The sequence below is a fragment of the Dactylosporangium sp. CS-033363 genome (assembly GCF_050942475.1).
Classification (GTDB): domain Bacteria; phylum Actinomycetota; class Actinomycetes; order Mycobacteriales; family Micromonosporaceae; genus Dactylosporangium.
In genome coordinates this window covers 5,197,772-5,221,268 of sequence record NZ_CP192032.1, presented here as the reverse complement: position 1 = coordinate 5,221,268, position 23,497 = coordinate 5,197,772, and the positions used below count along the sequence as shown (strand labels likewise).

The 23,497-nt window shown below is 72.3% G+C and carries 22 protein-coding genes; 14 read left to right on the top strand and 8 right to left on the bottom strand.

Annotated features, from left to right (window positions below; translation table 11 throughout):
• Positions 1-31 precede the first annotated feature (31 nt).
• Entirely contained in the window at positions 32-907 is an 876-nt protein-coding gene (locus ACQPZ4_RS24240) for a hypothetical protein (RefSeq protein WP_433065415.1), read from the top strand.
• Between the two features lie 233 nt (positions 908-1,140).
• Here the strand turns inward: ACQPZ4_RS24240 and ACQPZ4_RS24235 are convergent, their stop codons facing one another.
• The gene (locus ACQPZ4_RS24235) at positions 1,141-2,646 is read right to left on the bottom strand and encodes a sensor histidine kinase (protein ID WP_433065413.1); all 1,506 of its coding nucleotides are present in this window, start codon (positions 2,644-2,646) and stop codon (positions 1,141-1,143) included.
• A 506-nt stretch (positions 2,647-3,152) separates the two neighbouring features.
• On the bottom strand, positions 3,153-3,815 hold the full coding sequence (locus ACQPZ4_RS24230) for an EcsC family protein (RefSeq protein WP_433065411.1): 663 nt from the start codon (positions 3,813-3,815) through the stop codon (positions 3,153-3,155).
• A gap of 334 nt (positions 3,816-4,149) precedes the next feature.
• Here ACQPZ4_RS24230 and ACQPZ4_RS24225 point away from each other — a divergent pair, with 334 nt between their 5' ends.
• Positions 4,150-4,953 carry an SAM-dependent methyltransferase gene (locus tag ACQPZ4_RS24225; protein ID WP_433065408.1) on the top strand — a complete coding sequence of 268 codons (804 nt, stop codon included), beginning with the start codon at positions 4,150-4,152 and terminating at the stop codon, positions 4,951-4,953.
• Here ACQPZ4_RS24225 and ACQPZ4_RS24220 read toward each other — a convergent pair.
• Positions 4,950-5,354, bottom strand: a complete 405-nt coding sequence (locus ACQPZ4_RS24220; protein WP_433065405.1) for an OsmC family protein — start codon at positions 5,352-5,354, stop codon at positions 4,950-4,952. The genes ACQPZ4_RS24225 and ACQPZ4_RS24220 overlap by 4 nt on opposite strands.
• A gap of 104 nt (positions 5,355-5,458) precedes the next feature.
• Between ACQPZ4_RS24220 and ACQPZ4_RS24215 the strand changes: the two genes are divergently transcribed.
• The 3 genes from ACQPZ4_RS24215 to ACQPZ4_RS24205 are packed head-to-tail and all read left to right on the top strand — an operon-like array spanning position 5,459 to position 9,329.
• On the top strand, positions 5,459-7,291 hold the full coding sequence (locus ACQPZ4_RS24215) for an FAD/NAD(P)-binding protein (protein WP_433065402.1): 1,833 nt from the start codon (positions 5,459-5,461) through the stop codon (positions 7,289-7,291).
• Entirely contained in the window at positions 7,288-8,523 is a 1,236-nt protein-coding gene (locus ACQPZ4_RS24210) for a putative PEP-binding protein (protein ID WP_433065399.1), read from the top strand. The genes ACQPZ4_RS24215 and ACQPZ4_RS24210 overlap by 4 nt, the downstream gene beginning before the upstream one ends.
• Positions 8,520-9,329 (top strand): NAD(P)H-binding protein, encoded by an 810-nt coding sequence (locus tag ACQPZ4_RS24205; RefSeq protein ID WP_433065396.1) that lies wholly within the window; start codon positions 8,520-8,522, stop codon positions 9,327-9,329. Before ACQPZ4_RS24210 ends, ACQPZ4_RS24205 begins: the two co-directional genes overlap by 4 nt.
• Here ACQPZ4_RS24205 and ACQPZ4_RS24200 read toward each other — a convergent pair.
• Entirely contained in the window at positions 9,326-10,096 is a 771-nt protein-coding gene (locus ACQPZ4_RS24200) for a class I SAM-dependent methyltransferase (protein ID WP_433065393.1), read from the bottom strand. The genes ACQPZ4_RS24205 and ACQPZ4_RS24200 overlap by 4 nt on opposite strands.
• Entirely contained in the window at positions 10,093-10,620 is a 528-nt protein-coding gene (locus tag ACQPZ4_RS24195; RefSeq protein ID WP_433065390.1) for a GNAT family N-acetyltransferase, read from the bottom strand. Before ACQPZ4_RS24195 ends, ACQPZ4_RS24200 begins: the two co-directional genes overlap by 4 nt.
• Positions 10,621-10,710: 90 nt before the next feature.
• Between ACQPZ4_RS24195 and ACQPZ4_RS24190 the strand changes: the two genes are divergently transcribed.
• Entirely contained in the window at positions 10,711-11,757 is a 1,047-nt protein-coding gene (locus ACQPZ4_RS24190; protein WP_433065388.1) for a serine hydrolase domain-containing protein, read from the top strand.
• Between the two features lie 94 nt (positions 11,758-11,851).
• Positions 11,852-12,709 (top strand): flagellin, encoded by an 858-nt coding sequence (locus ACQPZ4_RS24185; RefSeq protein WP_433065385.1) that lies wholly within the window; start codon positions 11,852-11,854, stop codon positions 12,707-12,709.
• Between the two features lie 298 nt (positions 12,710-13,007).
• Here the strand turns inward: ACQPZ4_RS24185 and ACQPZ4_RS24180 are convergent, their stop codons facing one another.
• Positions 13,008-13,865 (bottom strand): DNA-3-methyladenine glycosylase family protein, encoded by an 858-nt coding sequence (locus ACQPZ4_RS24180; protein WP_433065382.1) that lies wholly within the window; start codon positions 13,863-13,865, stop codon positions 13,008-13,010.
• 65 nt (positions 13,866-13,930) lie between these two features.
• Here ACQPZ4_RS24180 and ACQPZ4_RS24175 point away from each other — a divergent pair, with 65 nt between their 5' ends.
• The 5 genes from ACQPZ4_RS24175 (at position 13,931) to ACQPZ4_RS24155 (ending at position 18,278) form a co-directional block, all read left to right on the top strand.
• On the top strand, positions 13,931-14,878 hold the full coding sequence (locus ACQPZ4_RS24175; protein ID WP_433065380.1) for a helix-turn-helix transcriptional regulator: 948 nt from the start codon (positions 13,931-13,933) through the stop codon (positions 14,876-14,878).
• A 32-nt stretch (positions 14,879-14,910) separates the two neighbouring features.
• On the top strand, positions 14,911-15,090 hold the full coding sequence (locus tag ACQPZ4_RS24170; RefSeq protein ID WP_433065377.1) for a hypothetical protein: 180 nt from the start codon (positions 14,911-14,913) through the stop codon (positions 15,088-15,090).
• 245 nt (positions 15,091-15,335) lie between these two features.
• On the top strand, positions 15,336-16,904 hold the full coding sequence (locus ACQPZ4_RS24165; RefSeq protein WP_433065375.1) for a methyl-accepting chemotaxis protein: 1,569 nt from the start codon (positions 15,336-15,338) through the stop codon (positions 16,902-16,904).
• A gap of 28 nt (positions 16,905-16,932) precedes the next feature.
• Positions 16,933-17,298 carry a VOC family protein gene (locus ACQPZ4_RS24160; protein ID WP_433065372.1) on the top strand — a complete coding sequence of 122 codons (366 nt, stop codon included), beginning with the start codon at positions 16,933-16,935 and terminating at the stop codon, positions 17,296-17,298.
• On the top strand, positions 17,295-18,278 hold the full coding sequence (locus ACQPZ4_RS24155; protein WP_433065369.1) for a Gfo/Idh/MocA family protein: 984 nt from the start codon (positions 17,295-17,297) through the stop codon (positions 18,276-18,278). The genes ACQPZ4_RS24160 and ACQPZ4_RS24155 overlap by 4 nt, the downstream gene beginning before the upstream one ends.
• Positions 18,279-18,339: 61 nt before the next feature.
• Here the strand turns inward: ACQPZ4_RS24155 and ACQPZ4_RS24150 are convergent, their stop codons facing one another.
• On the bottom strand, positions 18,340-18,918 hold the full coding sequence (locus ACQPZ4_RS24150; protein ID WP_433065366.1) for an adenylate kinase: 579 nt from the start codon (positions 18,916-18,918) through the stop codon (positions 18,340-18,342).
• 197 nt (positions 18,919-19,115) lie between these two features.
• Between ACQPZ4_RS24150 and ACQPZ4_RS24145 the strand changes: the two genes are divergently transcribed.
• Positions 19,116-19,697: a carboxymuconolactone decarboxylase family protein gene (locus ACQPZ4_RS24145; protein ID WP_433065363.1), complete on the top strand. Its 582-nt coding sequence runs from the start codon at positions 19,116-19,118 to the stop codon at positions 19,695-19,697.
• Positions 19,698-19,838: 141 nt separating this feature from the next.
• Positions 19,839-22,586, top strand: a complete 2,748-nt coding sequence (locus ACQPZ4_RS24140; protein ID WP_433065360.1) for a helix-turn-helix transcriptional regulator — start codon at positions 19,839-19,841, stop codon at positions 22,584-22,586.
• A 190-nt stretch (positions 22,587-22,776) separates the two neighbouring features.
• Here ACQPZ4_RS24140 and ACQPZ4_RS24135 read toward each other — a convergent pair whose 3' ends face one another.
• Positions 22,777-23,400: a hypothetical protein gene (locus ACQPZ4_RS24135; RefSeq protein WP_433065357.1), complete on the bottom strand. Its 624-nt coding sequence runs from the start codon at positions 23,398-23,400 to the stop codon at positions 22,777-22,779.
• Positions 23,401-23,497: the final 97 nt, after the last annotated feature.

The window sequence follows — 23,497 nt, the reverse complement described above, 5'->3', positions numbered from 1 at the left end:
CGCGACCGCGCCGAGCCAGGGTGTGCCGAACGTGGGTGCGCCGCTGCCGCCGACGTCGCAACAGGCCGCGACGGCCGCCGGGGCTTCAGAGTCCGCGACCGCGCCGAACGCGGGTGTGCCGAACCTGGGTGCGCCGAATCTGGGTGCGCCGCAGCCGGTTTCTGGGCCGCCCGGGGCTGTGACCACGCCGATCTGGGCTGCTGGCGCGCCGTCCGGGCCGACCGGCGGCATCGACGGTGGGCAACCCGCCGCCCCCGCGGGCTCGTCGCGGTTGAAGCTCGGCATCGTCGCGGCCGTGTCCGCCGTCATCGTGATCGGTGGCGGCGTGGCGGTGGCGCAGGCGGCCAGTGACAGCGGGTCCGGGCAGAGCCAGAGCGGCGGACCGGGCGGCGGGCGTGGAGGCGGACAGGGTTTCCCCGGCGGCGGTCAGGGCGCGCCCGGTGCACAGAACGGCCAGAACGGCCAGAACGCGCAGGGTGGCCAGGCCGGTCAAGGCGGCTTCCCCGGCGGCGGGTTCGCCCGCGGCGGCAACGTGATCAGCGGGGCCCTGCACGGTGACTTCGTCGTGAAGGGCAGCGACGGGCAGTACGTCACGCAGCGGCTGCAGACCGGTACCGTCACCGCGGTCAGTGCCACCTCGATCACGGCCAAGAGCGAGGACGGGCACGCCACGACGTTTGTGGTGGGGGCCGATACCAAGGTCGACAACGGGGCGTCGAAGATTGGTGACGTGAAGACCGGGGACACGGTCACGGTGATCGGTTTGGTCTCCGGCGACACCGCCACGGCCACTACGATCACGGACACCGCCCTGATGCGCCAAGGCAACGGAAACCGCGGCGGCGGCAACGGGAACGGCGGGAACGGGCAGCGGCAGGCCAGCCCACGTCCCACTCAGACCACCTGACGCCGGCGCACCGAAGATCGATCGTCGGTTCGGGCGGCGTTCGGTAGGAGGGCGGGGCGGCGGCCTCGGCTGCAATTACCGATTATTGGATTACCGTAATCGGCATTGCGGTAATTCGGGGCCGGTCACACCGCGTGACCGGCGGGCCGACAAGTCTTCGGTGCCACATTCCACCGCAGCGGCCTGAGCAGCGATAGCAGCCTCGCAACGAGTACAGCACGGCGGCGCGGCGGTCACTGCGAGGCGACCGGCGACGGGGTGGGGAGATCCGTTCGGTGCAGGGGCAGGTGTACCTCGAACCGGGCGCCCTCCCCCAGCGCCGTCTCCAGCGTCACGCGGCCGCCGTGCGCCTGGACGATCGAGGCCACGATCGCCAGGCCCAGTCCTGAGCCGCCGGCGGCCCGGGTGCGGGACGGGTCGGTGCGGTAGAAACGTTCGAAGACCCGTTCCGCGTCCTCCGGCGTCATGCCCGGGCCGTTGTCGGTGACCGCCAGCACCACGCCCGAGTCGTGTACCGCCACCGAGACCGTGACGCGGGTGCCCGCCGGGGTGTGGGTGTACGCGTTGGCCAGGAGGTTCGTGAGGACCTGGCGGAGCTTGGTGTCGTCGCCCAGTACGATCGGCGCCTCGGCCTCCGCGGTGTCGGACTGGTCCGCGGCCGCAGACGTGTCGCCGACGTGCAGGCGGACGGTGTGGGCGGGGGCGGTGACCCGGGCGTCGAGTACCGCGTCGGTGGCCAGGCCCAGCAGGTCGACCGACTGCAGCTCCAGCGGCCGCTCCTGATCGAGGCGGGCCAGTAACAGCAATTCCTCGACCAGCAGGCCCATCCGTGCCGCGTGCTGCTCGATGCGGGCCAGGACCGCGGTGGCCGCCTCGTCGGAGCCGCCGCGCTGCCGGTAGAGCTCGGCGAAGCCGCGGATCGCCGTCAGCGGCGTGCGCAGCTCGTGCGAGGCGTCGCCGACGAAGCGGCGCATGCGCAGCTCCGAGTCGCGCGCGTCGGCCTCCGAGTCCTGCTGGGCGGCGAAGGCGTCCTCGAGGCGGCCGAGCATGGTGTTCAGGGCCGTGGACAGGCGGCCCACCTCGGTGTCCGGGTGCGGCACGGGGATGCGTGTGGACAGGGTGCCCGCCGCGATGCCGGCCGCCGTACGCTCGACCTGGACCAGCCCGCGCAGGCTCGAGCGGATCAGGACCAGGGCGACGGCGACCAGCACGAGCAGCAGCGCGCCGGCGATCGCCGACTCCAGGGTCACGAGCCGATCCACCGTGCCGTCGACCTCGTTGAGGCTGACCGCGACCGTGATCTCGCCGGCGGTGTCGCGCACCGTCATCGCCCGCCAGCCGCTCCCGCCGCCATCGGAGTCGACGTCGAACAGCCGGCCCACGGGAGTCTTCCCGGCCGCGGCGAGGTGCGGGCGGGCCTGGTCGGCCGCGGCGCCGTTGCGCTCGAAGAGCACCTGCGCCGTTCCGCTTTTCGGCATGTACCGCACGTAGAACGCGTTGGCCAGCTCCGGTCCTCGGTTCGGTCCGCGCGGCGCGGCGTCCAGATTGCCGTAGTCGTCAATCCGGGCGGCGGTGAGGCGGGCCGTGTCGGTCACCTGGCCGTCGATGCGCTTCATGAGGTACTGCCGCAGCGCCAACGTGGTCGCGACGCAAATCCCGGCCAGGGCGAGCGCGACCATGGCCAGCACCGCGGCGAGCAGTTTGGTCCGCAGGCTCCATCCGGCCGGTCCGCGCCCCATCACCCCATCGTGGCCGAATCTCTACCGTTGGTAACGCAACTTGGTCAACCTCGCCGGCCCCAGGAGCCCGCCGAGCATCACCTGTCGCCACACCCGGCCGACGTCGGCGGTCAGCAGCAGTCGCCCCGGGCAATCGCCCGAGCGCAGAAGTCAGTCACGCCGGGTTGAGCGCACGAGCGCAGGAATCAGTCACGCCGGGTTGAGCGCACGAGCGCAGGAATCAGTCACGCCCGGCCGATCGCACGACTGTAGAAGCCAGCCACGCCGGGCCGACCGCACGACCGCCAGCCACGCTGGGCCGACCGCACGACCACACGCCACGCCAGGCCGAGCGCCAAAACGCCAGCGCAAGCGGCGCCCGGCTGCCGGCCAAGCGCAACGTCGACACAGCGACGCGAAAGCGAGAAGCGAGAAAGCGAGAAAGCGAGAAGCGAGAAAGCGAGAAAGCGAGAAAGCGAGAAAGCGAGAAAGCGAAAATCAGCCGGAGCCGAGAAAGCGACGCAGCATCACCGGCCAGGCGGCAGCTGGCGCGGCGGGTGGAAGGCCAGCGGCGCGTGGTACGGCATCGGCGGCCGCCGGTACAGCCCGATCGCCCGCCCCCCGAGCGCCCGCGTCGCGTTCCCGTTCGTGACCCCGCCCAGGATGATCGCCAGGCCCGGAATGACCTTCGCCGCCATCTTCTTGACCGCCCGTACGCCGGCCATCTGCGCGAGCTTCAAACCGAGCCGCATCAGCACCTTGCGCACCTCGGGACGGTCCGCCGGCATCAGCGCGTCGATGCTCTCCCGCCCCCGGGCAACGGCCAGCGCCGTGCGGGCGGTCTGGGTGTACTTGTGAATCCCCTGCAGCACGAGCAGGTCCACGGCCCGGTCGGGATGCGCCGGGTCGAGGCCGTAGTTCGCGGCGAGCATCAGCACCATCCGCGCCTGCGTCCAGGCCAGTACGCCCACGTCGAGCAGCGCACCGGCGACCGGCACGGCGCCGCCGACGGCGCCGGAGAGGCGGGACTGGTTGACGTACCGATAAATGATCATGTCGGCGAGCGCATCGGCCGGGGCGCCGGGGTTCTGGCCCTTGAGCTTCTCCAGCTCGTTGGCCATGCGCGGGCCAAGACGCGTGACCGCCTCGAGGGCGAGGTGCTCCGGCGCGTACTCCGGGTCGGCCTTCATCTTCGCCCACAGCCCGGGCGGCGGCCCCTCAACCTTCGGCGCCCCGGGATCGCCCTGCCCATCCAGAACCGAAGGATCAGCCGGCCCGCCGGCGATCGAGGCCTGCGGCTCTACGGAGAAAGCCGACGAAGCCGAAGAAACCGACGAAACCGAGGGAGCCACCGGAGGAGCCGAAGGCGCCAAAGGCGAGTCAGGCGCACCAGGCAACGGCGCAGGAGCAGCGGGAACGGTGAAGGAAGGCTCGGTCACGCCAACAACGGTAAGGACAACGTGCCACGTTCCAGTAGCCTGACATCAGATCGTCATATTTACAGTCGGCGGTTACCCTCGATCCGTGAGCCTGCCCGAGTGGGCGCCCGACGGCGTCGATGTGACCGTTCCCAATGCCGCCCGGGTCTACGACTACGGACTCGGCGGGTACCACAACTTCGCCGTCGACCGGGAGTTCGCCGAGCAGCTGATCTCCGCCTGGCCCGGCATTCTCCAGGTCGCGCACACCAATCGAGCGTTCCTCGGCCGGGTCGTGCGCCGGCTCGCGGCGCAGGGTGTGCGTCAATTTCTCGACATCGGCTCCGGCATTCCCACGCGCGGCAATGTGCACGAGGTCGTGCAGGCGATCGACCCCGAGGCGCGCGTGGTGTATGTCGACATCGACGACGTCGCCGTCTCGCACGGCCAGGCGATTCTCGCGGGCAATGCGCACGCCGCGGCCATCGGTGGCGATCTGCGCACTCCGGCGCGCATCATCGGCCACGAGCGGGTGCGCGCTCTGCTCGATTTCGAGCAGCCGGTCGCCGTCCTGCTCGTCGCGGTGCTGCATTTCCTGAGCGACGAGGACGACCCGCCGGCGCTCGTCCGCGAGCTCACGGCAGCGCTCGCACCAGGCAGTTTCGTGGCCGTCTCGCACTTCACCGCCGTCGAGGACCTCGGGCAGGAGCACGAGCAGGTCACCAAGTTGTACGGCCGGACACCCACCACGGTGCGAACGCGCACACCCGAGCAGGTGGCCGCGATCCTCGCCGGGCTCGACCTGATCGAACCGGGCATCGTGCCGATCACGAGCTGGCACCCGGACCCGGACGACCCGGCCGAAAACGAGCAGCGTTCGGTCCTGGGAGCTGTGGCCAAGAAGCCTTAGGCCTCGCTTGTACCCACAGTGACGTCCATTCCCTGCCGCAACGTCGCCACCACCAGGCAGCCCCGCGACGCGACCTCGACCAGATGCGCCAGTTCCGAGGCCGGCACGGACGAGCACGCCACCTCGATGCGAAGGGCACCGAATCGGCGCGGGGAGGCGGCAAACGTACCGACGACCGTGCATGTCGCGTCTTTGACGTCGATGGATCGAGCGCCCGCCGCCGCATAGAGGGTGCTCATGAAGCAGCCCCCGACCGCGGCGAGCAGCGTCTCGCCGCCCATCGGCCCGGCGTCGGTTCCGCCCTGCGCCTCGGGACGGTCCATCACGATGGTGTGCGCGCGAATCCCGGCCACGGTCGCCGTGCGGCCCGACTGCTCCAGCGTGACGGTCAGCTCATCCATGCCCGCCAGTCTCCCATTGCGCGCCACGCCGTTTCACCCGCGATATTGCTACATCCGCACTGATGAAGTTGAACGCGCCCCGCGACACCCGCGAGACTCCAGCAATGCGCCGACCGCGAATCCTCATCATCGGCTCCGGCCTGGCCGGCACCGCCACGGCGATCCGGCTGCTACGGTTCGCACGCGCCCCGCTGGAAATCGTGTTACTCGAGCGCCGTCCGGATTACCGGTACGCCGGCGTGGCGTACCACCGCGACGGCAATCCGTGGGATCACGTCTTCAACATCCAGGCCGGCCGGATGTCCGCGTTCCGCGAGGACGTCGACGACTTCGTGCGCTGGGCGAACGACGAGGCGGACCGGCGGCACTGGCCGGCGCCGTGGACGGACTTCGACTTCGTCGAGCACGGCCCGGCCCCGCGGCGCATCTACCACGATTACCTGACGGCAAGGATCGCCGATGCACGCCGCGAGGCATATCCGGACGTCGATCTGATTGAGGCCGAGGGCGAGGCGGTCGATCTGGCCATCCGCGGGGAGCAGGCGGAGGCGACGGTCCGCCACGCGACCGGGCACACTTCGACGCTGACGGCCGATCATGTGGTACTGGCGACGGGTCTGGAACTGAAATCGCCCGCCTTCGCCGCCGAGGTGCTCGCGCACGACGCGTTCATCCGCCAGCCGTACTCGACCGACGGCGTGCGGCGCCTCCTGTCCATTCCGGCGCAATCGAGCGTCGTCATCGTCGGTACCGTGCTCAGCGCATTCGACTCGGCGGCGCTGCTGCTGCGCCAGGGCCACACCGGCGCCATTCACCTCGTTTCCCGGTCCGGCACGACCCCGCGCACGTACCCCGACGACCACCAGCACGGCGTCATCCAGCTGCCCGCGCCGGAGCGGCTGCTCGAGCCGTACCGCAACCGCGACGAGTTCCTCGCCCGAGTGCGCACGGAGTGGGAGAGCGCGTGCGCGACGGTGCGCGCCGAGCACCCCGGGATGGCCGAAACGGTCGTGACCGAGCGGACGGCGAAGGCGTGGGAGCCGTACCTCCCGGAGATCATCGACCTGATCCCGACGTACGAACTGCGCCAGCTGCTCGACGAGTACGGCACGCAGATCGCCGCGCTGCGGGTCGGCGCGGTGCCGTACACGACCGCGATCGTCGAGGACGCGATGACCTCCGAGCACGTCGAGGTCGTGCTGGGCAAGGTCCAGCAGGTCGAGCCGGTCGGGCCGGTGCAGCTCGCGGTGACCGTGGCCGCCCCCGCGACCCGGCGGGTGATCCTGGCCGACCTGGTCGTGTGCAACTTCGGCCGGGAGGCGGACTACACCCAGGTCGGCTCGCCGCTGTGGAAGAATCTGCTCGGCAAGCACCTGGTCACGGCCCACCGCCGGACCGGCCGCGGGATCGAGATCGACGAGCAGGGCACCCCGCTGCGCCCCGGCGGCGAGCCGATCACCCCGCTGTCGGCGATCGGCGTGATGCGCGAGGGCGACGAGATCGTGCGCAACGGACGCTCGGGTGCGTTCGCGTTCAACCTGGCCGCGATCAAGAACCACTCGATCGTCGTCGCCGCGCACGTGATCGAGCGCTTCGAGCTGCAATGCGACGGCGAGGCCCGGCTGGCCGCGGCCGACCTCGGCGCCACGTTCGCGCAGGACGAGTCGACCGCCTCGGCGTTCGAGGAGGCGGTCGCGCTCGAGGTGCGGCGCCTGGCCGCGCGTTCGCGCAACGAACGCCGCCGCCTCGACGACCGGCTGGATGCGCACCTGCGCGCCACCGCCGGTTTCCGCGAGCCGCTGAGCGACGGCCGGGCCCACCTCGTGCGGGCGGCCGTGAACCAGGCGGCGGTCGAGCGGCTCACGGACATTTCGGTGACACCGCGCCAGCTGCGCCACCAGCTGCGCATCACAACCGAAGAAGCGGAGATCACGTGACCGACGGACCGATCCGCGGCGTCCTGCTCACCCCCGGAACCGCGCCGGCGGTGAGCGGGGCGTGCAATCGCACCGGGCAGCCGATCGAAGGCTCCATCCTCGTCACACCCGTCCTGAGCCCCAACTTGTACGACGCGATGCTCGCCGCCCGCGCGATCGTGTGCAGCCGCGGCGGCGCCACCGGGCACATGCAGTCGCTGTGCCGCGCGAAGAGCATCCCGGTCCTGCGCGTCGACCCGGCCGACCTCGACCGCCTCTTCGGCGACGTCACGCTCGACCTGCACGCACAGACGATCGTGCTCGGCACCCCCGCCGCGCCCGATGCGCATTCGCGCGCTGCGACACCGTCGCCGGACGTGCTCGGTTCGGCCTGCGCGGTCATCGCCGACGCGGACGACATCCGCTCGCTGAACGCCGTCGCGCCGGAGCGTGTCGAGTCGTTCTTCCTGCGCGAGGAGTTCCTGTGCCTCGCCGCCGGCCTGAGCCCGATCGACTCCCTGCACGGCGGCCCGGCCGGCGTCGACGCCTACGGGCGGGCGGTGGCCGAGCGCCTGCAGACGTACGTCGAGCTGCTCGCCCCCGGCCAGCGCCTCATCCTGCGCATGCTCGACCTGCGCTCCGACGACGCCGCGCGCATCACCGAGCGCACCCCGATCCACACCGAGCCCAACCCGGACATGGGCCTGCACGGCACGCGGTGGCTGCTGCGCTCGGACGCGTACCCGCACGCACTGCACGTCGTTCTGGACGCCCTGCACACCCGCCTCGGCGCCGAGGCCGGCCGGATCAGCCTGTCCGCCCCGTTCCTCAACGACGCCGAGGAGTTCGCCAAGCTCCGCCCGCACCTCGGACTGCCCCCGGACACGCCCCTGTCGGCCTTCATCGAAACCCCCGCCGCGGTACACGCCACGTCGGCCATCTGCGCCGCCGGCGCGGACGAGCTGTTCGTCGGTACCAAGGACCTCGTGCAGTTCTACCTCGCCGCCGACCGGAGCAATCACCTGGTCGCCGAGTCCTACCGGACCCGCCACCCGGCGGTCCTCGACGGCCTGCGCAAGGCGGTCGAGGACGCCGAGCGCACCTCGACCCCGACGCGCGTGTTCGCACTCGCCGCCGACCTCGAGCACTATGTCGCACACCTGCCCACCCCGACCGGCTACATGATGTGCGTCGGCGAACTGCGCCGGCTGCTGCGAAATGCCGTTGACAGCCATGTGAATCTTGGCGCGTGACCTCGGATCTCATCGCCGTCACCGGCGCCTCCGGCGCGCTGGGCCGCCAAGTCGTCGACCGGCTCCTGCACCTCGTCCCGCCGCACCGGATCGTCGCCGTGGTGCGCGACCCGGCCAAGCTCGCCGACCTGACCGCGCGCGGCGTGCAGGTCCGCCACGGCGACTACGACCAACCGCCCACCCTTGAACGCGCCTTCGCGAACGTCGCCACGCTCCTGCTGATCTCGTCACCCGAGCTGGACACCGCACGCCGCGTGGCCCAGCACCAAAACGTGACCGCGGCCGCAATTGGCGCCGACCTGCTCGTCTACACCAGCTTCCTCGGCGCGGACCGTCCGGGTCCGGGCGTCACCGAGGCCCACCACGCCACGGAGGCCGCGATCCGCGCGACCGGCCGCCCGCACGTGTTCCTGCGCAACCCGTTCTACACCGACGCCTTCGTCCACGCCGGACTGCGCGCTTCGGCCGAAACGGGCGAGCTGACGAGCGGCACCGCCGGCCGCGGCCTCAACACCGCGACCCGCACAGACCTCGCCGGCGCCGCCGCCACCGTCCTGACCACCCCCGGCCACGAGGGCCGCGCCTACGACCTCACCGGTCCACTGTGGACGTTCCCGGAGCTCGCCGAGGTGCTCGCCGCGCATTTTCGAACGCCCATCTCGTACCGCGAGCAGCCCCCACCCGGCCCCATGTCCTACCTGCACCACCTCGCGGCCACCGGCGCGCTCGAGCACCAGACGAGCGACCTCGAAACCCTGCTGGGCCGCAAACCGACCACGATTGCGCACGCGGTGTCGGCGCTTTAGGGGCGCCAGACGAGTAGTTGCGGTGGGCCCATGCGCTCGGCGAAGCGGCCCGTCGGCGAGGCGTCGTGCAGCAGGCGGCGCAGGTCCGACTCGAACACGGCGCGGCGTTCGGCGAACAAGTGCGGGGTCGAGTACGACATGGAGTACACGGAGGAGACCACCTCGTCGGCGGAGCGCTCGACCACCTCGCCCGGCCACGGGACCAGGCGGACCGGGCCCCGGTAGCCAGCGGCGCGCATCACGTCCTCCTCCCCCGACTTCGTGGCGGGGCGGTCGCGGCCGAGGTAGGTGCGGACGAGCTCGTCGATCTCGGGCCAGGGCGGGCGGGGCAGCGGCAGGGGCCCGGGGTCGTCGACGCCGCGGTGGGTGTTGCCGCCCACGTGGACCCAGGCGCCGCCCGGCTCGATCATGGCGCGGACGCGTTCGGCCACGAGGGGCTGATCCATCCAGTGGAACGACTGCGCGAAGGTGACCACGTCGAACATGCCCAGGCCGGCGGGGAGGTCCTCGCCGCGCAGGACGTGCCACTCGAGGGCCGGGAACTGTTTGCGCGCTTGCGCGATCATGTCCGGGTCCGCGTCTATGCCCACTGCGCGTTCGAACAGCGGGGCGAGGAGCGCCGTGAGCGAGCCGGGGCCGCAGCCGACGTCCAGCAGCCTGCCCGTACCGTCGAGGCCCAGTTCTTCTCGCAAAGCCTGCGTGAACTGCGGCGGATAGGGGCGGCGGCCCGCGGCGTAGTGCTCGGCCGCGCCCGTGAAGCGGCTCATGCGACCTTTTTGACGAGCGTCTCGAACGCCAGGTCGGGGCGGCGGGGCACGCCGAAACGCTCGTCGCCGTACGGGAACGGACTGATCTCGCCCGTGCGGGTGTAGCCGTGCCGCTCGTACCAGGCGATCAGTTCCTCGCGCTGCACGATGACCGTCATGCGCACCTCGGCCGCGTCCCACTCGAAACGCGCATAGCGTTCGGCCTCGGCGAGCAGGGCCGCGCCGAAACCGCCGCGCTGGCGGGACGGGTCGACGGCGAACATGCCGAAGTACGCGTACCCGTCGTGGCGTTCGAGCTGGCAGCACGCCACCAGGCCGGCGCCGGACTGGGCGACGAGCACGACGCTGTCCTCGGCGGTGATCGCTTCGGACACCATCGCCGGGTCGGTGCGCTGGCCGTCGAGCAGGTCGGCCTCGGTGGTCCAGCCGGCGCGGCTGCGGTCGCCGCGGTACGCCGACTGCACGAGCTCCACCAGCGCCGGCACGTCGGCGGCGTCGGCCGCGCGGAACGTCAATTCGGACATCGGCCCATGATGTCACTACTGCTGGCCATGCCATCGGGCGGCAAGCTGGCGGGATCGATTCCGCGCGCGCGAGTTGCGACGCTGGTCAGCATGCGGGAGTACACCATCGGCACGGCACGGGACATGCTGCAGGAGGCCCTCGACGACCTGGTCCGGCTCGGGGCCGGCGGGGCGCAGGGCCAGGTGCGCGCCGGTGGGCGGGACATCACCGCCGGGTCCGGGGCGGGCATGCCGGCCGCGGGGCGCTTCCGGATCGGCTGCACGACCGCCGCCTTCACCGCCACGGTCGTCCTGCAGCTCGCGGGCGAGGGCCGCCTCTCGCTGCGCGACCCCGTCGGGTCGCTGCTGCCCGACCTGCTGCCCGATGCCCCTTATTCGGTACGGTCCGTGCTCCAGCACACCAGCGGCCTGCCCGACTACTTGGGTCGTCTGCCCGGCGGTGCGCTCGGTGCGCGCCACGAACCCGCGGACCTGGTGCGTCTCGTGCGCGACGAGCCCGCACTGCGCGAATGGACATACTCGAACACCAACGCGCTCGTCGCCGGCCTGATCGTGCGCGCGGTCACCGGACGGTCGTGGGCCGAGCAGGTGCGCAACCGGATCGCCCGGCCGCTCGGGTTGCGCGACACGTACTTCCCGTACGACCACCCGTCGCTGCCCCGGTCCTCGGCGCGCGCGTACCAGCAGCTCGTCCCCGGCGGCCCGCTGCTGGACGTCACCGAGCTCAACCCGACGGCGCTGGACGCGGCGGGCGGCCTGGTCAGCACGACGGCGGACCTGACCCGGTTCTGGTGCGCGCTGCGCGGCGGCGAACTGCTCGCTCCGGCGCAGATGGCCGAACTCGACCGTACGGTGCCCGCCGGGACGTACCAGGACGTGCGCGCCGGGCTCGGGTTCGGGCTGGGTGCGTTCCGGGTGCCGACGGCGTCCGGCGGGTTCTGGTCGCACCCCGGGGACGTGCCGGGCACCGCGACGTGCAACGGGGTGAGCGATTCCGGGTCGTGCTCGGTCGTGCTGTACCGCACCACGACCCCGGCCGACCCGGTCCGGCGCGGGCTCATGGACGCGCGGGCGCTGCGGCTCGTCGAGGAGACCCTGCACGTTGCCGAGGCGACCCTGACGGCAACGGTTTCGTGACCCGGCAGTCCTCATCCCGGGCTCCGGGCGGGCGATGTCTGAGGCAACGGCGCCAAGGACGGACGCCGGTCGGAGCCCTTCCAAGGAGGACATCATGGGTCTTCGCATCAACAACAACATCGCCGCCCAGAACGCGTACCGGAACCTTTCGGTGACCGACAGCCAGATGAGCAAGTCGCTCGAGAAGCTGTCGTCCGGTTACCGGATCAACCGGGCCGCCGACGACGCGGCCGGCCTGTCCATCTCCGAGGGTCTGCGCTCGCAGATCGGCGGCCTGAAGGTGGCAGTTCGCAACGCGCAGGACGGCATCTCCGTCGTGCAGACCGCTGAAGGTGCGCTGACCGAGACCCACTCGATCCTGCAGCGCATGCGTGACCTGTCCGTGCAGGCGTCCTCCACGGGTTCGCAGGACTCCGACGCGCGCTCCGCCGCCCAGACCGAGTTCTCGCAGCTGGGCAAGGAGCTCGACCGGATCGCGTCGACCACCGCGTTCGGCGGCCAGAAGCTGCTGGACAGCACCACGGCGTACACCGGCACCTTCCAGGTCGGCGCGAACGGGTCGTCGTCCGACCAGATCGCCGTCAGCCTGGGCTCCTCCGCGTTCGGCAGCGGCTCCGGCCTGTCCGGTTTCGACTCGACCGGCCTCGGCCTCGGCTCGCTGGACCTGACCAGCTCCGGCACCGCCGCGATCGACGCGATCGACAAGGCCATCAAGGGCGTCTCGACCGCGCGGGCCACGCTCGGTGCCTACCAGAACCGTTTCGAGCACACCATCAACAACCTCAATGTGGCGGTGGAGAACCTGTCCGCGTCGGAGTCGCGCATCCGCGACACCGACATGGCCCAGGAGATGGTGTCGTACACCCGCTCGCAGATCCTGACCCAGGCCGGCACGAGCATGCTGGCCCAGGCCAACCAGGCGCCGCAGAACGTGCTGTCGCTGCTGCGTTAAGCCTCTGCGCGGGTGGTGACGGGGGGCGGACAGCGGCGTCCGCTCCCCGTCGTTTTCTCCGAGCGCGCGATCTCGCACGGCCCCCTCCGTGCGCGATCGCGCGCTCGTTTTGCGCGCGCCCCCGTCGTGCGCGCTCGTCCGTGCGCGCTCGTCCGTGCGCTCGCTCGTGTGCGCTCGTTCGTGTGCGCTCGTCACCGGCGTTCGTTCGTGTGCGCTCGTCACCGGCGTTCGTTCGAGTTTCGCGGGGCGTGGGCGGCGCTCGTTCGAGTGCGCGGGTATGTGCGAACGGGTGCTGCTGTCACGTGGTGCGGGATTGGGCGCGGCGTTCGCTGGCGTGCACGAGCACCGAGCACCACATGCGGAAGGGGCGCCACGGTTCGGCGATCCGGGTCATGTCGGCGTCGGTGGGTTCGTGGCGCAGACGGTACAAACGCTGAAGGCCCTGGCGGGTGAACCCCTCGGCCGGGATGGCGTCGCGGCGGCCGGCGCCGCGCAGGACGATGCCGGTGGCGAAGAAGTCGCCGACACCGCGCAGGCGTTTGACGTCCGCGTAGGCCTCCTCGAGCGGCATCGCGCGCAGACGTGCGCGGTCCAGGCGGCCGTCGAGGGCCGCGTCGGCGATGCCGTGCAGGCGCGTGAGCTTCTCCGCGTCGAGGCCCGGCAGCTCGCCGAGGCCGCGCAGGACCCGCGGCGACGGGAACGCGTGGACGACCTGGCCGCCGGACTCGATCGCCGCGCCGTGGGTGCGCGCGATGCGTGCGCGGATCGCGCGCTGTTGCGTGATGCGCAGGCGGTGACCGATCACGAACGCGCAGGCCGCCTCGTACGCGGAATGGAACAGGACCGGCCGCAGGTACGCGTGCTCGCGTTGCAGGGCGCCGATGACCGGGTCACGCTCGCCGACCTCGGGCCAGCCGGTGCCGTCCTCGTCCAGCGAGAGGGTGGCCAGGGCCTGGTCCCAGGCCTCGGGCGGGCCGGTGACCTCGCCGGTGACCGTGTCGCCCTCCTGGCGGAGCAGGACCGCGGCCGATTCCTTCCCGCCCTCGACCGGGAAGGCCATGAGGATCGAGCGGGGGTCGTCGGCGGGGCGTACCCAGCCGCCGAAGAACTCCGCCTGGCGGGCCATGTCGTAGGGCCCCGAGATGCGTGTCTGCATGCGAACGAGCATGCGCGGGGAAACAGGACACCTGTTGTCATGTTTTTGGCGGTACCGTCGGAGGCATGCGCGGCGATCGGCTCCTGTCCCTCGTGCTGCTGCTCCAGGCCCGGCCCGGGGCGGTCGCACCCGACCTGGCTGAGCGTTTGGGCGTTTCCGTGCGCACGGTGCTGCGCGATGTCGAAGCACTCAGCGGCGCGGGCATTCCCGTCTACACCGAGCGCGGGCGGAAGGGCGGGATCCGGCTGCTCGACACGTACCGGGCGGGCCTGGCCCACCTGAGCCGGGCCGAGGGCGCCGGGCTGGCGGTCGGCCAGGCGCGCCTCGCGGGCGACCTCGGCCTCGGCGACGCGCTCGACACCGCGCTGGAGAAGCTCACCGGCGCGGGCGGCGGGGCGCTGCGCGGCGGCCTGACCGAGGGCCGCAGCCACGTGCTCGTCGACGTCGACCCGTGGATGCGCTCCGGCGAGCCGGTCCCCCACCTGCCGGCCCTGCACGAGGCGCTCCTGCAGGGCCGCCGGATCGAGGTGTCGTACCGCGACAGCTCCGGCATCCGCGCCCGCCGCGCCCTCGACCCGGCCGGGCTGGTGGCCAAGGCGGGCGTCTGGTACCTGGTGACGGCCGAACCGGCGCTGCTGCGGGTCGCGCGGGTCGAGTCGTGCACGGTGCTTCCTGAAGCGAGCGCCCGCCCGGACGGGTTCGACCTGGCCGCGGCGTGGGCAACGCTGCGCTCGGGCGTCGAGTCGCGCCCGCGCGAGCTGCGGGTGGTCGCGCTGGTCGAGCCGTCGGCGGCGCCGCTGGCCCGGCGGGTGCTCGCCCGCCACCTCACCGGATCGGACGGGGAGCGGCTCGAGCTGTCGTTCAACGGTGTCGAGCACGCGGTGGGGAGCCTGCTCGGGTTGGGGGCGCGGCTCGAGGTGCTCGAACCTCCGTCCGTGCGCGCCGCGATGCGCGAAGCGGCGCTCGCCGTCGCCGCGCGCTACGAATCCTTACGGGGCGCGAACGGCCATTGACCGGTCGGCCGCGGCAGGAGGAGGCTCGACCCATGCGCTGGGTCTTCGTCATCGTGGGCGTCCTGCTGGTGCTCGCCGGCGTCGTATGGACGCTGCAGGGGCTGAACGTGCTCGGCGGCAGCGCCATGAGCGGGGCGACCGTGTGGGCGATCGTCGGCCCGATCGTGGCCATCGTGGGGCTGTTCCTGCTCGTGCGGGGCGCGCGCCGCTGACGGTGCGGGGTGGCGAAGGTTCCAGCCATGGGGGGCTTCGCGACCACCCCGAGCATCGCGCGGCCATCGGTACCCATGAGGAGTTCGCGCGCCTCGCGACGGTGATCGGGGCGCCGGCGGGTGGGGAGTGAGCACGGAAAGTACCGTTGCGAATTGTTTGAAACGAGTGCGGATCGGGTGCGCTCAAGTTGCCGTTCCAGGGGCCGATAGCGGGGTGACCGAGGCGTCTGGAACTGGAGTTGACCATGGGTAGCGGATGGCTCGCCAACCGGCGGATGCGGACGAAGATGCTGGTGGGCCTCGTGGCGATGGCGCTCACCGCGATCGTCACCGGGGGTCTGGCGCTGGCCCGGATGAGCTCCATGGACAAGACGGTCGAGCAGATCAAGACCGAGTACGTGCGCTCGCTTTCGCTCATCAGCGACATTCGCGGGGACCTGGCGATGATTGCGCACAATGCTGCGCGAATGGGCAATGCCGGCGGGAATCTGACCGAGATCGCGAGTGCGCAGCAGGACACCGCCACCGCGTCGGATGCGCTCAATGCGGCGCTCGCGAAGTTGCAGCAGCAGCCGATGACGAGCGAGGCCGAGCAGACCGCGAGCACGTTCTCGGACCTGTGGAAGCAGTTCACCACGGCGATGGGGGACATCGCGGCGGGGCGGGCGCCGACGATCGACTTCAATGTCGTCGTGCCCGGCATGGAGGCGGCGATGGCCAAGCTCGCCGGGCTGCAGTCCACCGCGGTCGACGCGGCGGTGAGCGGTGCGCACGGCCAGCTCGATACCGCGCGGCTGCAGGTGCTCATCGCGCTCATCGTCGGACTGGTCATTGCGACAGCGCTGGCGCTCGCGGTGGCGGCGTCGATCACGCGGCGGCTGCGGCCCGTCGTCGCCGCGATGGACGCCATGGCCGAGGGGGATCTGAGCGTCTCGGCCGAGGTCGGGGGCAGCGACGAGATCGGGGCGATGGCGCACGCGGTGGAGCGGGCCACGGCCGGGGTGCGCGAGACCGTCGGGGCGCTGGCGCGCAGCGCGGACCTCGTCGCGCGCAGTTCCGGGCAGCTGGACGCGGTGACCGCGAGCGTCGCCGGGAGCGCGATGTCGGTGTTCGAACGTGCGCGGACGGCCGACGCGACGGCCGGGCAGGTGTCCGGGAACGTGCAGACCGTCGCGGCCGCGTCCGAGGAGATGTCCGCGTCGATCCGCGAGATCGCGCGCAGTGCGAGCGAGGGCGCGCGGGTGGCCGAGCAGGCCGTGGTCGTGGTGACCACGACGAACCAGACGGTCACCAAGCTCGGCGAGTCCTCGGCCGAGATCGGCAACGTCGTGCAGGTCATCACGTCCATCGCCGAGCAGACGAACCTGCTCGCGCTGAACGCCACGATCGAGGCGGCGCGCGCGGGTGAGGCGGGCAAGGGGTTCGCGGTCGTGGCCGGCGAGGTGAAGGAGCTCGCGCAGGAGACCGCGCGGGCGACCGAGGACATCGCCGCGCGGGTGCGCACGATTCAGAGCGATACGGCGGGCGCGGTGGCCGCGATCGAGCAGATCAGCGGGATCATCGGGCAGATCAGCCAGTACCAGACGACGATCGCGTCGGCCGTGGACGAGCAGACGGCGACGACCGGCGAGATGACCCGCAACGTGGGCGAGGCGGCGGACGGGACCCGCTCGATCGCCGACACGGTCGCCGAGGTCGCGGCGGCCGCGGAGGAGACCAGCCGCAGCGTGGAGGCCGGGCGCCAGGCCAGCGGCGAGCTCGCGTCGCTCTCCTCCGAACTGCAGCACCTCGTGGGCCGCTTCCGAAGCGTGTGACGATTCCGGAGCGTGTGATACTGCCCGCATGAGGCTGGTGCAAGTCGCACAGCACGCCGAGGATCTCGGCCGGGCCGCCCGCTGGTATGCGGATCTGCTCGGGGCTGAACCGCTCGCCACCTTCGACCCGCCCGGGCTGGTCTTCTTCGATCTGGGCGGCACGCGGCTGCTGCTCGAACAGGGTGCTCCGACGGCGCTGCTGTACCTGGCGGTCGCCGACATCGAGGGCACGGTTGCGCGGTTGCGCGGTGCGGGTACCGAAATCCGATCAGAACCGCACGTCATCTTCGCGCATCCGGACGACACGCTCGGGCCGGCCGGGACGCAGGAGTGGCAGGCGTTCGTGGTGGACAGCGAGGGCAACCTCGTCGGCCTGGTGGAGCAGCGCGCGTGACCGAGCCGCTGCGCATCGGCATCCTCGGCGCGGCCCGGATCGCGCCGACCGCGCTCATCGGGCCCGCCCGCTCGGTGCCCGCGGTGACGGTCGCCGCCGTCGCCGCCCGGGATCGGGCGCGCGCTTCGGCGTTCGCGGGCAAGCACGGGATCGGCGTCGTGCACGGCGGGTACGCGGAGCTGATCGCCGATCCGTCCATCGACGCCGTGTACAACCCGCTGCCGAACGGACTGCACCACGAATGGACGCTCGCCGCGCTCAATGCGGGCAAGCACGTGCTGTGCGAGAAGCCGCTGACCGCGAACGCCGCCGAGGCGCGCGAGGTGTCAGAATGCGCGCGGCGGACGGGCCTGGTGGTGATGGAGGCGTTCCATTACCGGTACCACCCGCTGATCGAACATGTCCGTTCGCTCATCCCGACCCTGGGCGAGCCGCGGCACATCGAGACGTCCATGTGCATTCCGTTGCCGAAGTTCGGCGACATCCGGTACGACTTCGCGCTGGCCGGCGGGGCGATGATGGACACCGGCTGCTACGCCGTGCACGCGCTGCGGACGCTCGCCGGGGCGGAGCCGGAGGTGACATCCGCGCGCGCGAAGCTGCAGAAGCCGAGCATCGACCGCGCCATGGTCGCCGAGTACCGCTTTCCCGGCGGGGCGACCGGCCGTACCGCCGCAAGCTTGTGGGGCTGGCCGGCGCTCAAGCTGAGCGCGCGCTACGTCGGAACGGACGGCTCGCTCAAGATCTTCAACTACCTCATGCCGAATGTGTACCACCGGCTGTCCGTCACGCGCGCCGGCCGCACCACGCACGAACGCGTCGCGGGCGAGCGCACTTATGTGCACCAGTTGCGCGCGTTCGCGGCCGCCGTGCTCGAGGGCGGGCCGAACCTCACGCCGCCGGAGGACTCGGTGCGCACCATGTCGGTGATCGACGCCGTGTACCGCGCGGCCGGCCTACCCGTCCGCGGCGACGGCTGACGCGGTGGCCGTGAGCAGGCGCGCTAGCCGTCCGCGGCGACGGCTGAGCCGCTCGCCGGCGTCACACCGCGGCGCGGGCCTCCAGGGCGGACAGCACGTCGGCGCTGACCACCTCGACCGGTCGCATGGCGTCGACACTGAGCAGGATGCCGCGGCGCGCGTAGAAGGCGAGCACCGGCTGGGTGACCTCGCGGTACAGCTTGAGCCGCTCCCGGATCACCGGCTCGGTGTCGTCCGGGCGGTGTTCGATGTCCGCGCGTTTGAGCAGCCGGCGCATCAGCTCGTCGTCGTCGGCCTCGAGGTGCAGGGCGACGTCGACGGTCATGTTGATCGAGCGGGCCACCCGGTACGCGGCCAGGGCCTGCGAGACCGTGCGCGGAATGCCGTCCAGCACGTAGCCGCCGCCCGCCGCCTTCGCCTCCAGCAGCCCCTGGCGCAGCAGGTCGAGTACGACATCGTCGGGTACCAGATCGCCGCGCTGCAGGAGCGGTTCGACGCGCCGGCCGAGATCGGTGCCCTCGGACACGTTGCGCCGTAACAGGTCGCCGATGGCCACGCGCTGGATGTGGAAGTGCTCGGCGATCACGGCACCCTGCGTACCTTTTCCCGCGCCGGGCGGCGCCACCATCAAGACCCGCACGCGACCACGCTAACGCATGTCACTGCTCAGGCAACCCGGGCAGGTCCGCCCGGCAGCGACTCACAAGAACTCCGTAAGATTCCCCCAAACCCGAGCAATACGGCTGAAGGTCACCATGCGCGAACGCGCGGCCCGCCTCCCAACTTGGGCAACTTCACCCATGTAGGTGGGGCCGCGGCGGGCCTAGCGTGCCCGCTATGTCGTTCCTTGCCGACCCGCCCGAGCCCGACCCCGACGTCGAACGGCTCTACGAAGCCGATCGCGACCGGCTCGGGTACGTGGCCAACTACACCCGCGCCCTCGCCTGGCGCCCCGCCGCCGTCGATGCCTGGACCGGCCTCAACGGCGCGATCCGGTCCACGATGGACCTGCGCCGGTACGAGCTGATCACCCTCGCAGCCGCCCGACGCCTCGGGTCCGCCTACTGCAGCCTCGCGCACGGCCGGCTGCTGCGCGAACGGTTCTACGACGCCGGGACCCTGGCCCGCATCGCCACCGACCATCGCGATGCGGGCCTGGACCCGGCCGACGCCGCGATCATGGACTTCGCCGAGCGGGTGGCCGGCGACCCCAACGGCATCACCGCCGAGGACGTCGCCGTGCTGCGCGAGCACGGGCTGAGCGATCCCGAGATCCTCGACGTCGCCCTGGCCGCGGCCGCGCGGTGCTTCTTCAGCACCGTGATCGCCGCCGTCGGCGCGGAACCCGATCCGGCGTACGCGGCGGTGCTCGATCGCGCACTGTTCGAAGCGCTCACAACCGCGCACGACGCGGCGTAGGGGGCGGTGCACGAACCCGCCCTGTTCGAAGCGCTCACAACCGCGCACCACGCTGCGCACGCGGCGGTGCTCGAACGTGCGCTGCTCGAAGCGCTCACCCCGCGCACGAGCGGGACGCCGGGTGGACTTTAGATTGATGGCGTGCATCTCGTGGGCCGTGGCGCCGAACTCGCTCACCTCGACCGGGCGTGGCGGGCCGCCGCACACCGGCCCGGCGCCGTGTTCGTCGAGGGCGGGGCCGGCCTCGGCAAGTCCGCGCTCGCCGCGCATTTCACCGCCAAAACCGCCGCCACGGTACTGTCCGGTGCCGCCCCCGACCTCGGCGGTGACGCGCGGCCGTTCGCACCGTTTGTCACCGCCCTGGGTGAGCTGGACCCGGCCCGGCCCCGCGCCGCGCTGTTCGCCGACGCACTCGCGCGCATCGAGGCGGCCGCACCGGTCGTACTCGTGCTCGAGGACCTGCACCGGGCCGACCAGGCCAGCCTCGACCTGCTCGGCTACCTGATCACCTCGCTGCGCCGGGGCGGGGTGCTGGTGCTCGCCACCGCCCGCGAGGCTGTCCGGCTGCCGCGCGAAGTGGACCGAATCGCGCTCGAACGGCTGAGCGATGCGGACATTGCGCGCTTGATGAGCGAACGCGCACACGAGCAACCCGATCCGGCCACGGTGCGCAGGGCCGCGGGCAACCCGCTGCTGGCCGAACTGCTCGCCGTTGCACCGGAAGCGAACGAGCCGCTGCTGGCCGGGTTCCGGGCGTTGCCGCCGCAGTCGCGCGCCGTCGTGCGCGTCGCGTCCGTGCTCGGGCAGGACGTCGACCTCGCGCTGCTGCACAGGATCGCCGGGCCGGTGGAGGACGAGCACCTGCGAGCCGCGGTCGAGGGCGGCGTGCTGGCGGCGGTCGGGGACGGGTACCGGTTCCGGCATGCGCTGATCCGCGGGGCCGTGCACGACGACCTGACCGCGGACGAACGCGCGCGGCTGCACCGGCTGGCCGCCGAGGCGATCACCGCCACACTCGGGTTCCGGCCCCCGGCCGGTGCGCTGGTCGAACTGGCCGAGCACTGGCACGCCGCCGGCGACGTCGATCGCGCATTCGACGCCGCCTGGCGCGCGGCTGCGGCTGCGCGTTTCGCGCACAGTGGACAGTTGCGGCTGCTCGAACGCGTCGTCCGGACCTGGCCGCAGGTGTTCGATCCCGAGTTCCGCACGCGCACCGACCGGCTCGCGGTGTTCACCGCCGCAGCCGTCGCCGCGCTGCACGCCGCACCGGCAACACCCGGTGACGCCACCGCCGTGACCGCACCGCACCCAACGCCAACAACGCCCAGTCACGCCACCGCCGTCGCCGCGCCGCACGCAACGCCAGCAACACCCGGTGACGCCGCCCCCGTGACCGCGCCACACACCACCGCCGTCGCTGCACTGCACGCCGCACCGGCAACACCCGGTGACGCCACCGCCGTCGCCACGCCGCACGCCGCGCCGGCGACGCTCGGGGACGCCGTCGCTGGGTTGGTCGGGCGGGGGCTGGCGCTGATCGAGGAGGGGTTGCGGCTGACGCGCGATCCGGTGCGTACGGCGCTGCTGCTGGAGACCCGGGCCCAGCTTCGGCACCGCGCCGGCGAGGACGGGATCGAGGATCTGCGGGCCGCTCTGGCGTTGCAGCCGCACAGCAACCGGGTCCGGGCGATCCTGGCCGGCCGGCTCGAGGTGCTGGCCCGCTCCCCCGAGGCGTACGCGCTCGCCCAGGAGGCGGCCGGCGATCGCGATCCGGCCGTCCGCGCGCTTGCGCTGGTCACGCTCGCCGCCGAGGCTGCCGATCCCGGGCCGGGCGCCAATCCGCAGGCCAGCGGGGCGCGGGTCGCCGTTGGCCGGGCCCGCGAGGCGGTCGCGCTGGCCCGCGAGGGCGGCGACGACGGCACCGAGCTGCTCGCGCGGGTCGTGGAGGCGGGCGCGTTCGAGGCGGCCGGCGAGTCGCGGGCCGCGGTCGAGGCGGCGGAGGCGGGGCGGGCCGTCGCGCGGCGGACCGATCCGGGCGCTGCGCGAAACGCCATGCTCGCGGCCACGCATGCGCGTTCGCTCACGGCGCTCGGCGAGTGGAACCGTGCGCGTTCGCTCATTGAGGAGGCGCTCGATTTGCAGCCCCCGCCGGTGTACCGCGCAGCCCTCACGATTGCCGCCGGGCGGCTCGACGCGCTCGAAGGGCACCGCGAGCGCGCCGTGGACGCTGTGCGGGCGGGTGGGGAGGCGATGATTGGGCGGTACACGAGCGGGCAGTTGCTGATTCCGCTGTGGGAGCTGCGCACGTTGCTCGGTGAGGCGGTGCCGCTGGACGATCGGGAGCTGCCGGCGTATCCCGCGCTGGCGTGGTCGCTGCTGCTCGCGCAGCCGGAACCGGACCGGCGGTTCGCGCTGCGGCTGCCCGTGAACGGTCCGGCGCAGCGGGCGGCGAGTCTGACGGTGGCGCGCCGGTGGGACGAGGCGATCGCGGCGTGGCGGGCGGTCGGGCACCCGTACCGGCTGGCCCGGACCCTGCTGCGGGCCGGGCGCGCCGCCCGCGACAAGTCCACGGCGGTGGTCCGGGCCCGCGAGGCCGCCGCGCTCGCCAACCGGCTCGGCGCCCGGCCCCTCGCGGAGGAGGCGGCGGCGCTGCAGCGGACCGGGCGGCTGGAACCGGGCGCGGGCCGGCTGACCGAGCGCGAGCTGGAGGTGCTGCGGCTGCTGGCGGATGGACGAACGAACCAGCAGATCTCGGACGAACTCGCGATCGCCGTCAAGACGGCGGGTGTGCACATCACGAGCATTCTGGCCAAGCTCGGTGTCCATTCGCGCGCCGAAGCGGCCACGGTCGCGCGCCGCCGTGGCCTGCTCGACCAGACCACGGCGTAACGCGCCCGCTCAGACCACGACCTCGGCGGCCCGGCCGGAAGCGGTCGACCGCGCCGCCGCACACGAGGTCAGACCACCGCCACGGCGCAATCCGCCGCAGCGCGCACGATCAGCCACGGCCGCGGCGGCCCAGTCGGAAGCGGTCGACCGCGCCGCAGCGCACGAGGTCAGACCACCGCCGCGCGCGAGGTCAGACCACGGCCTCGGCGGCGCGGTCCGGGGCGGTCGACCGGCGGACCGCCAGCAGCACCGAGGCGGTCGCGAGCCACAGGGGCAGCACGAGGTACACGATGATCGCCAGCGGCCCGAGCACGCCCACGACCGCGAGCGCCACCGTGGCGAGCGCGAACCACCTCGGCAGCGCGGCCGTGCGCAGTCCGCCCAGCCCCACGGCGAGGAACGCCGCGATCAGCCCGGCCAGTGCGGGCAGCCAGCCGATCAGGGCGAGCTGCCCGAGTGTGGCGGTCGCGGCGGCGTCGTGCGCGCGGGCCGCGTTGGTGAGCGCGATCTGCACGACGCCGAGCGCGCCGAAGCCGCCGGCCGCGACGAGCAGGCCGCCGTGCGCGACGGAGGAGTACGTCGACTCGGCCGCCTCCCGGGAGCGCAGGGCGTGGCGGGTGGCGGCGGCGAACAGTACCAGGAACAGGACCCCGGCCAGGAGGGCGAACCCGGCGGCGTAGTTGGCGACGACGGCGTCGCCGATCATCGTCACCGCCCGCGGGTCGGCGGGGTCGTCGGGGGTCGTGGCGGCGAACAGCTGCACCGCCCAGGCGGCCGCGGCCAGTACCCCGGACCAGGGCAGGAACTTCTGCATGGCTGTGCTCCTCTCGATGTGGGGCTTCAGCGGACGCGTCCCGGCGCCCCGGCCGCACGATCCCGGCGTCCCGGGCGGGCCGGGAACCGTTCCCGGG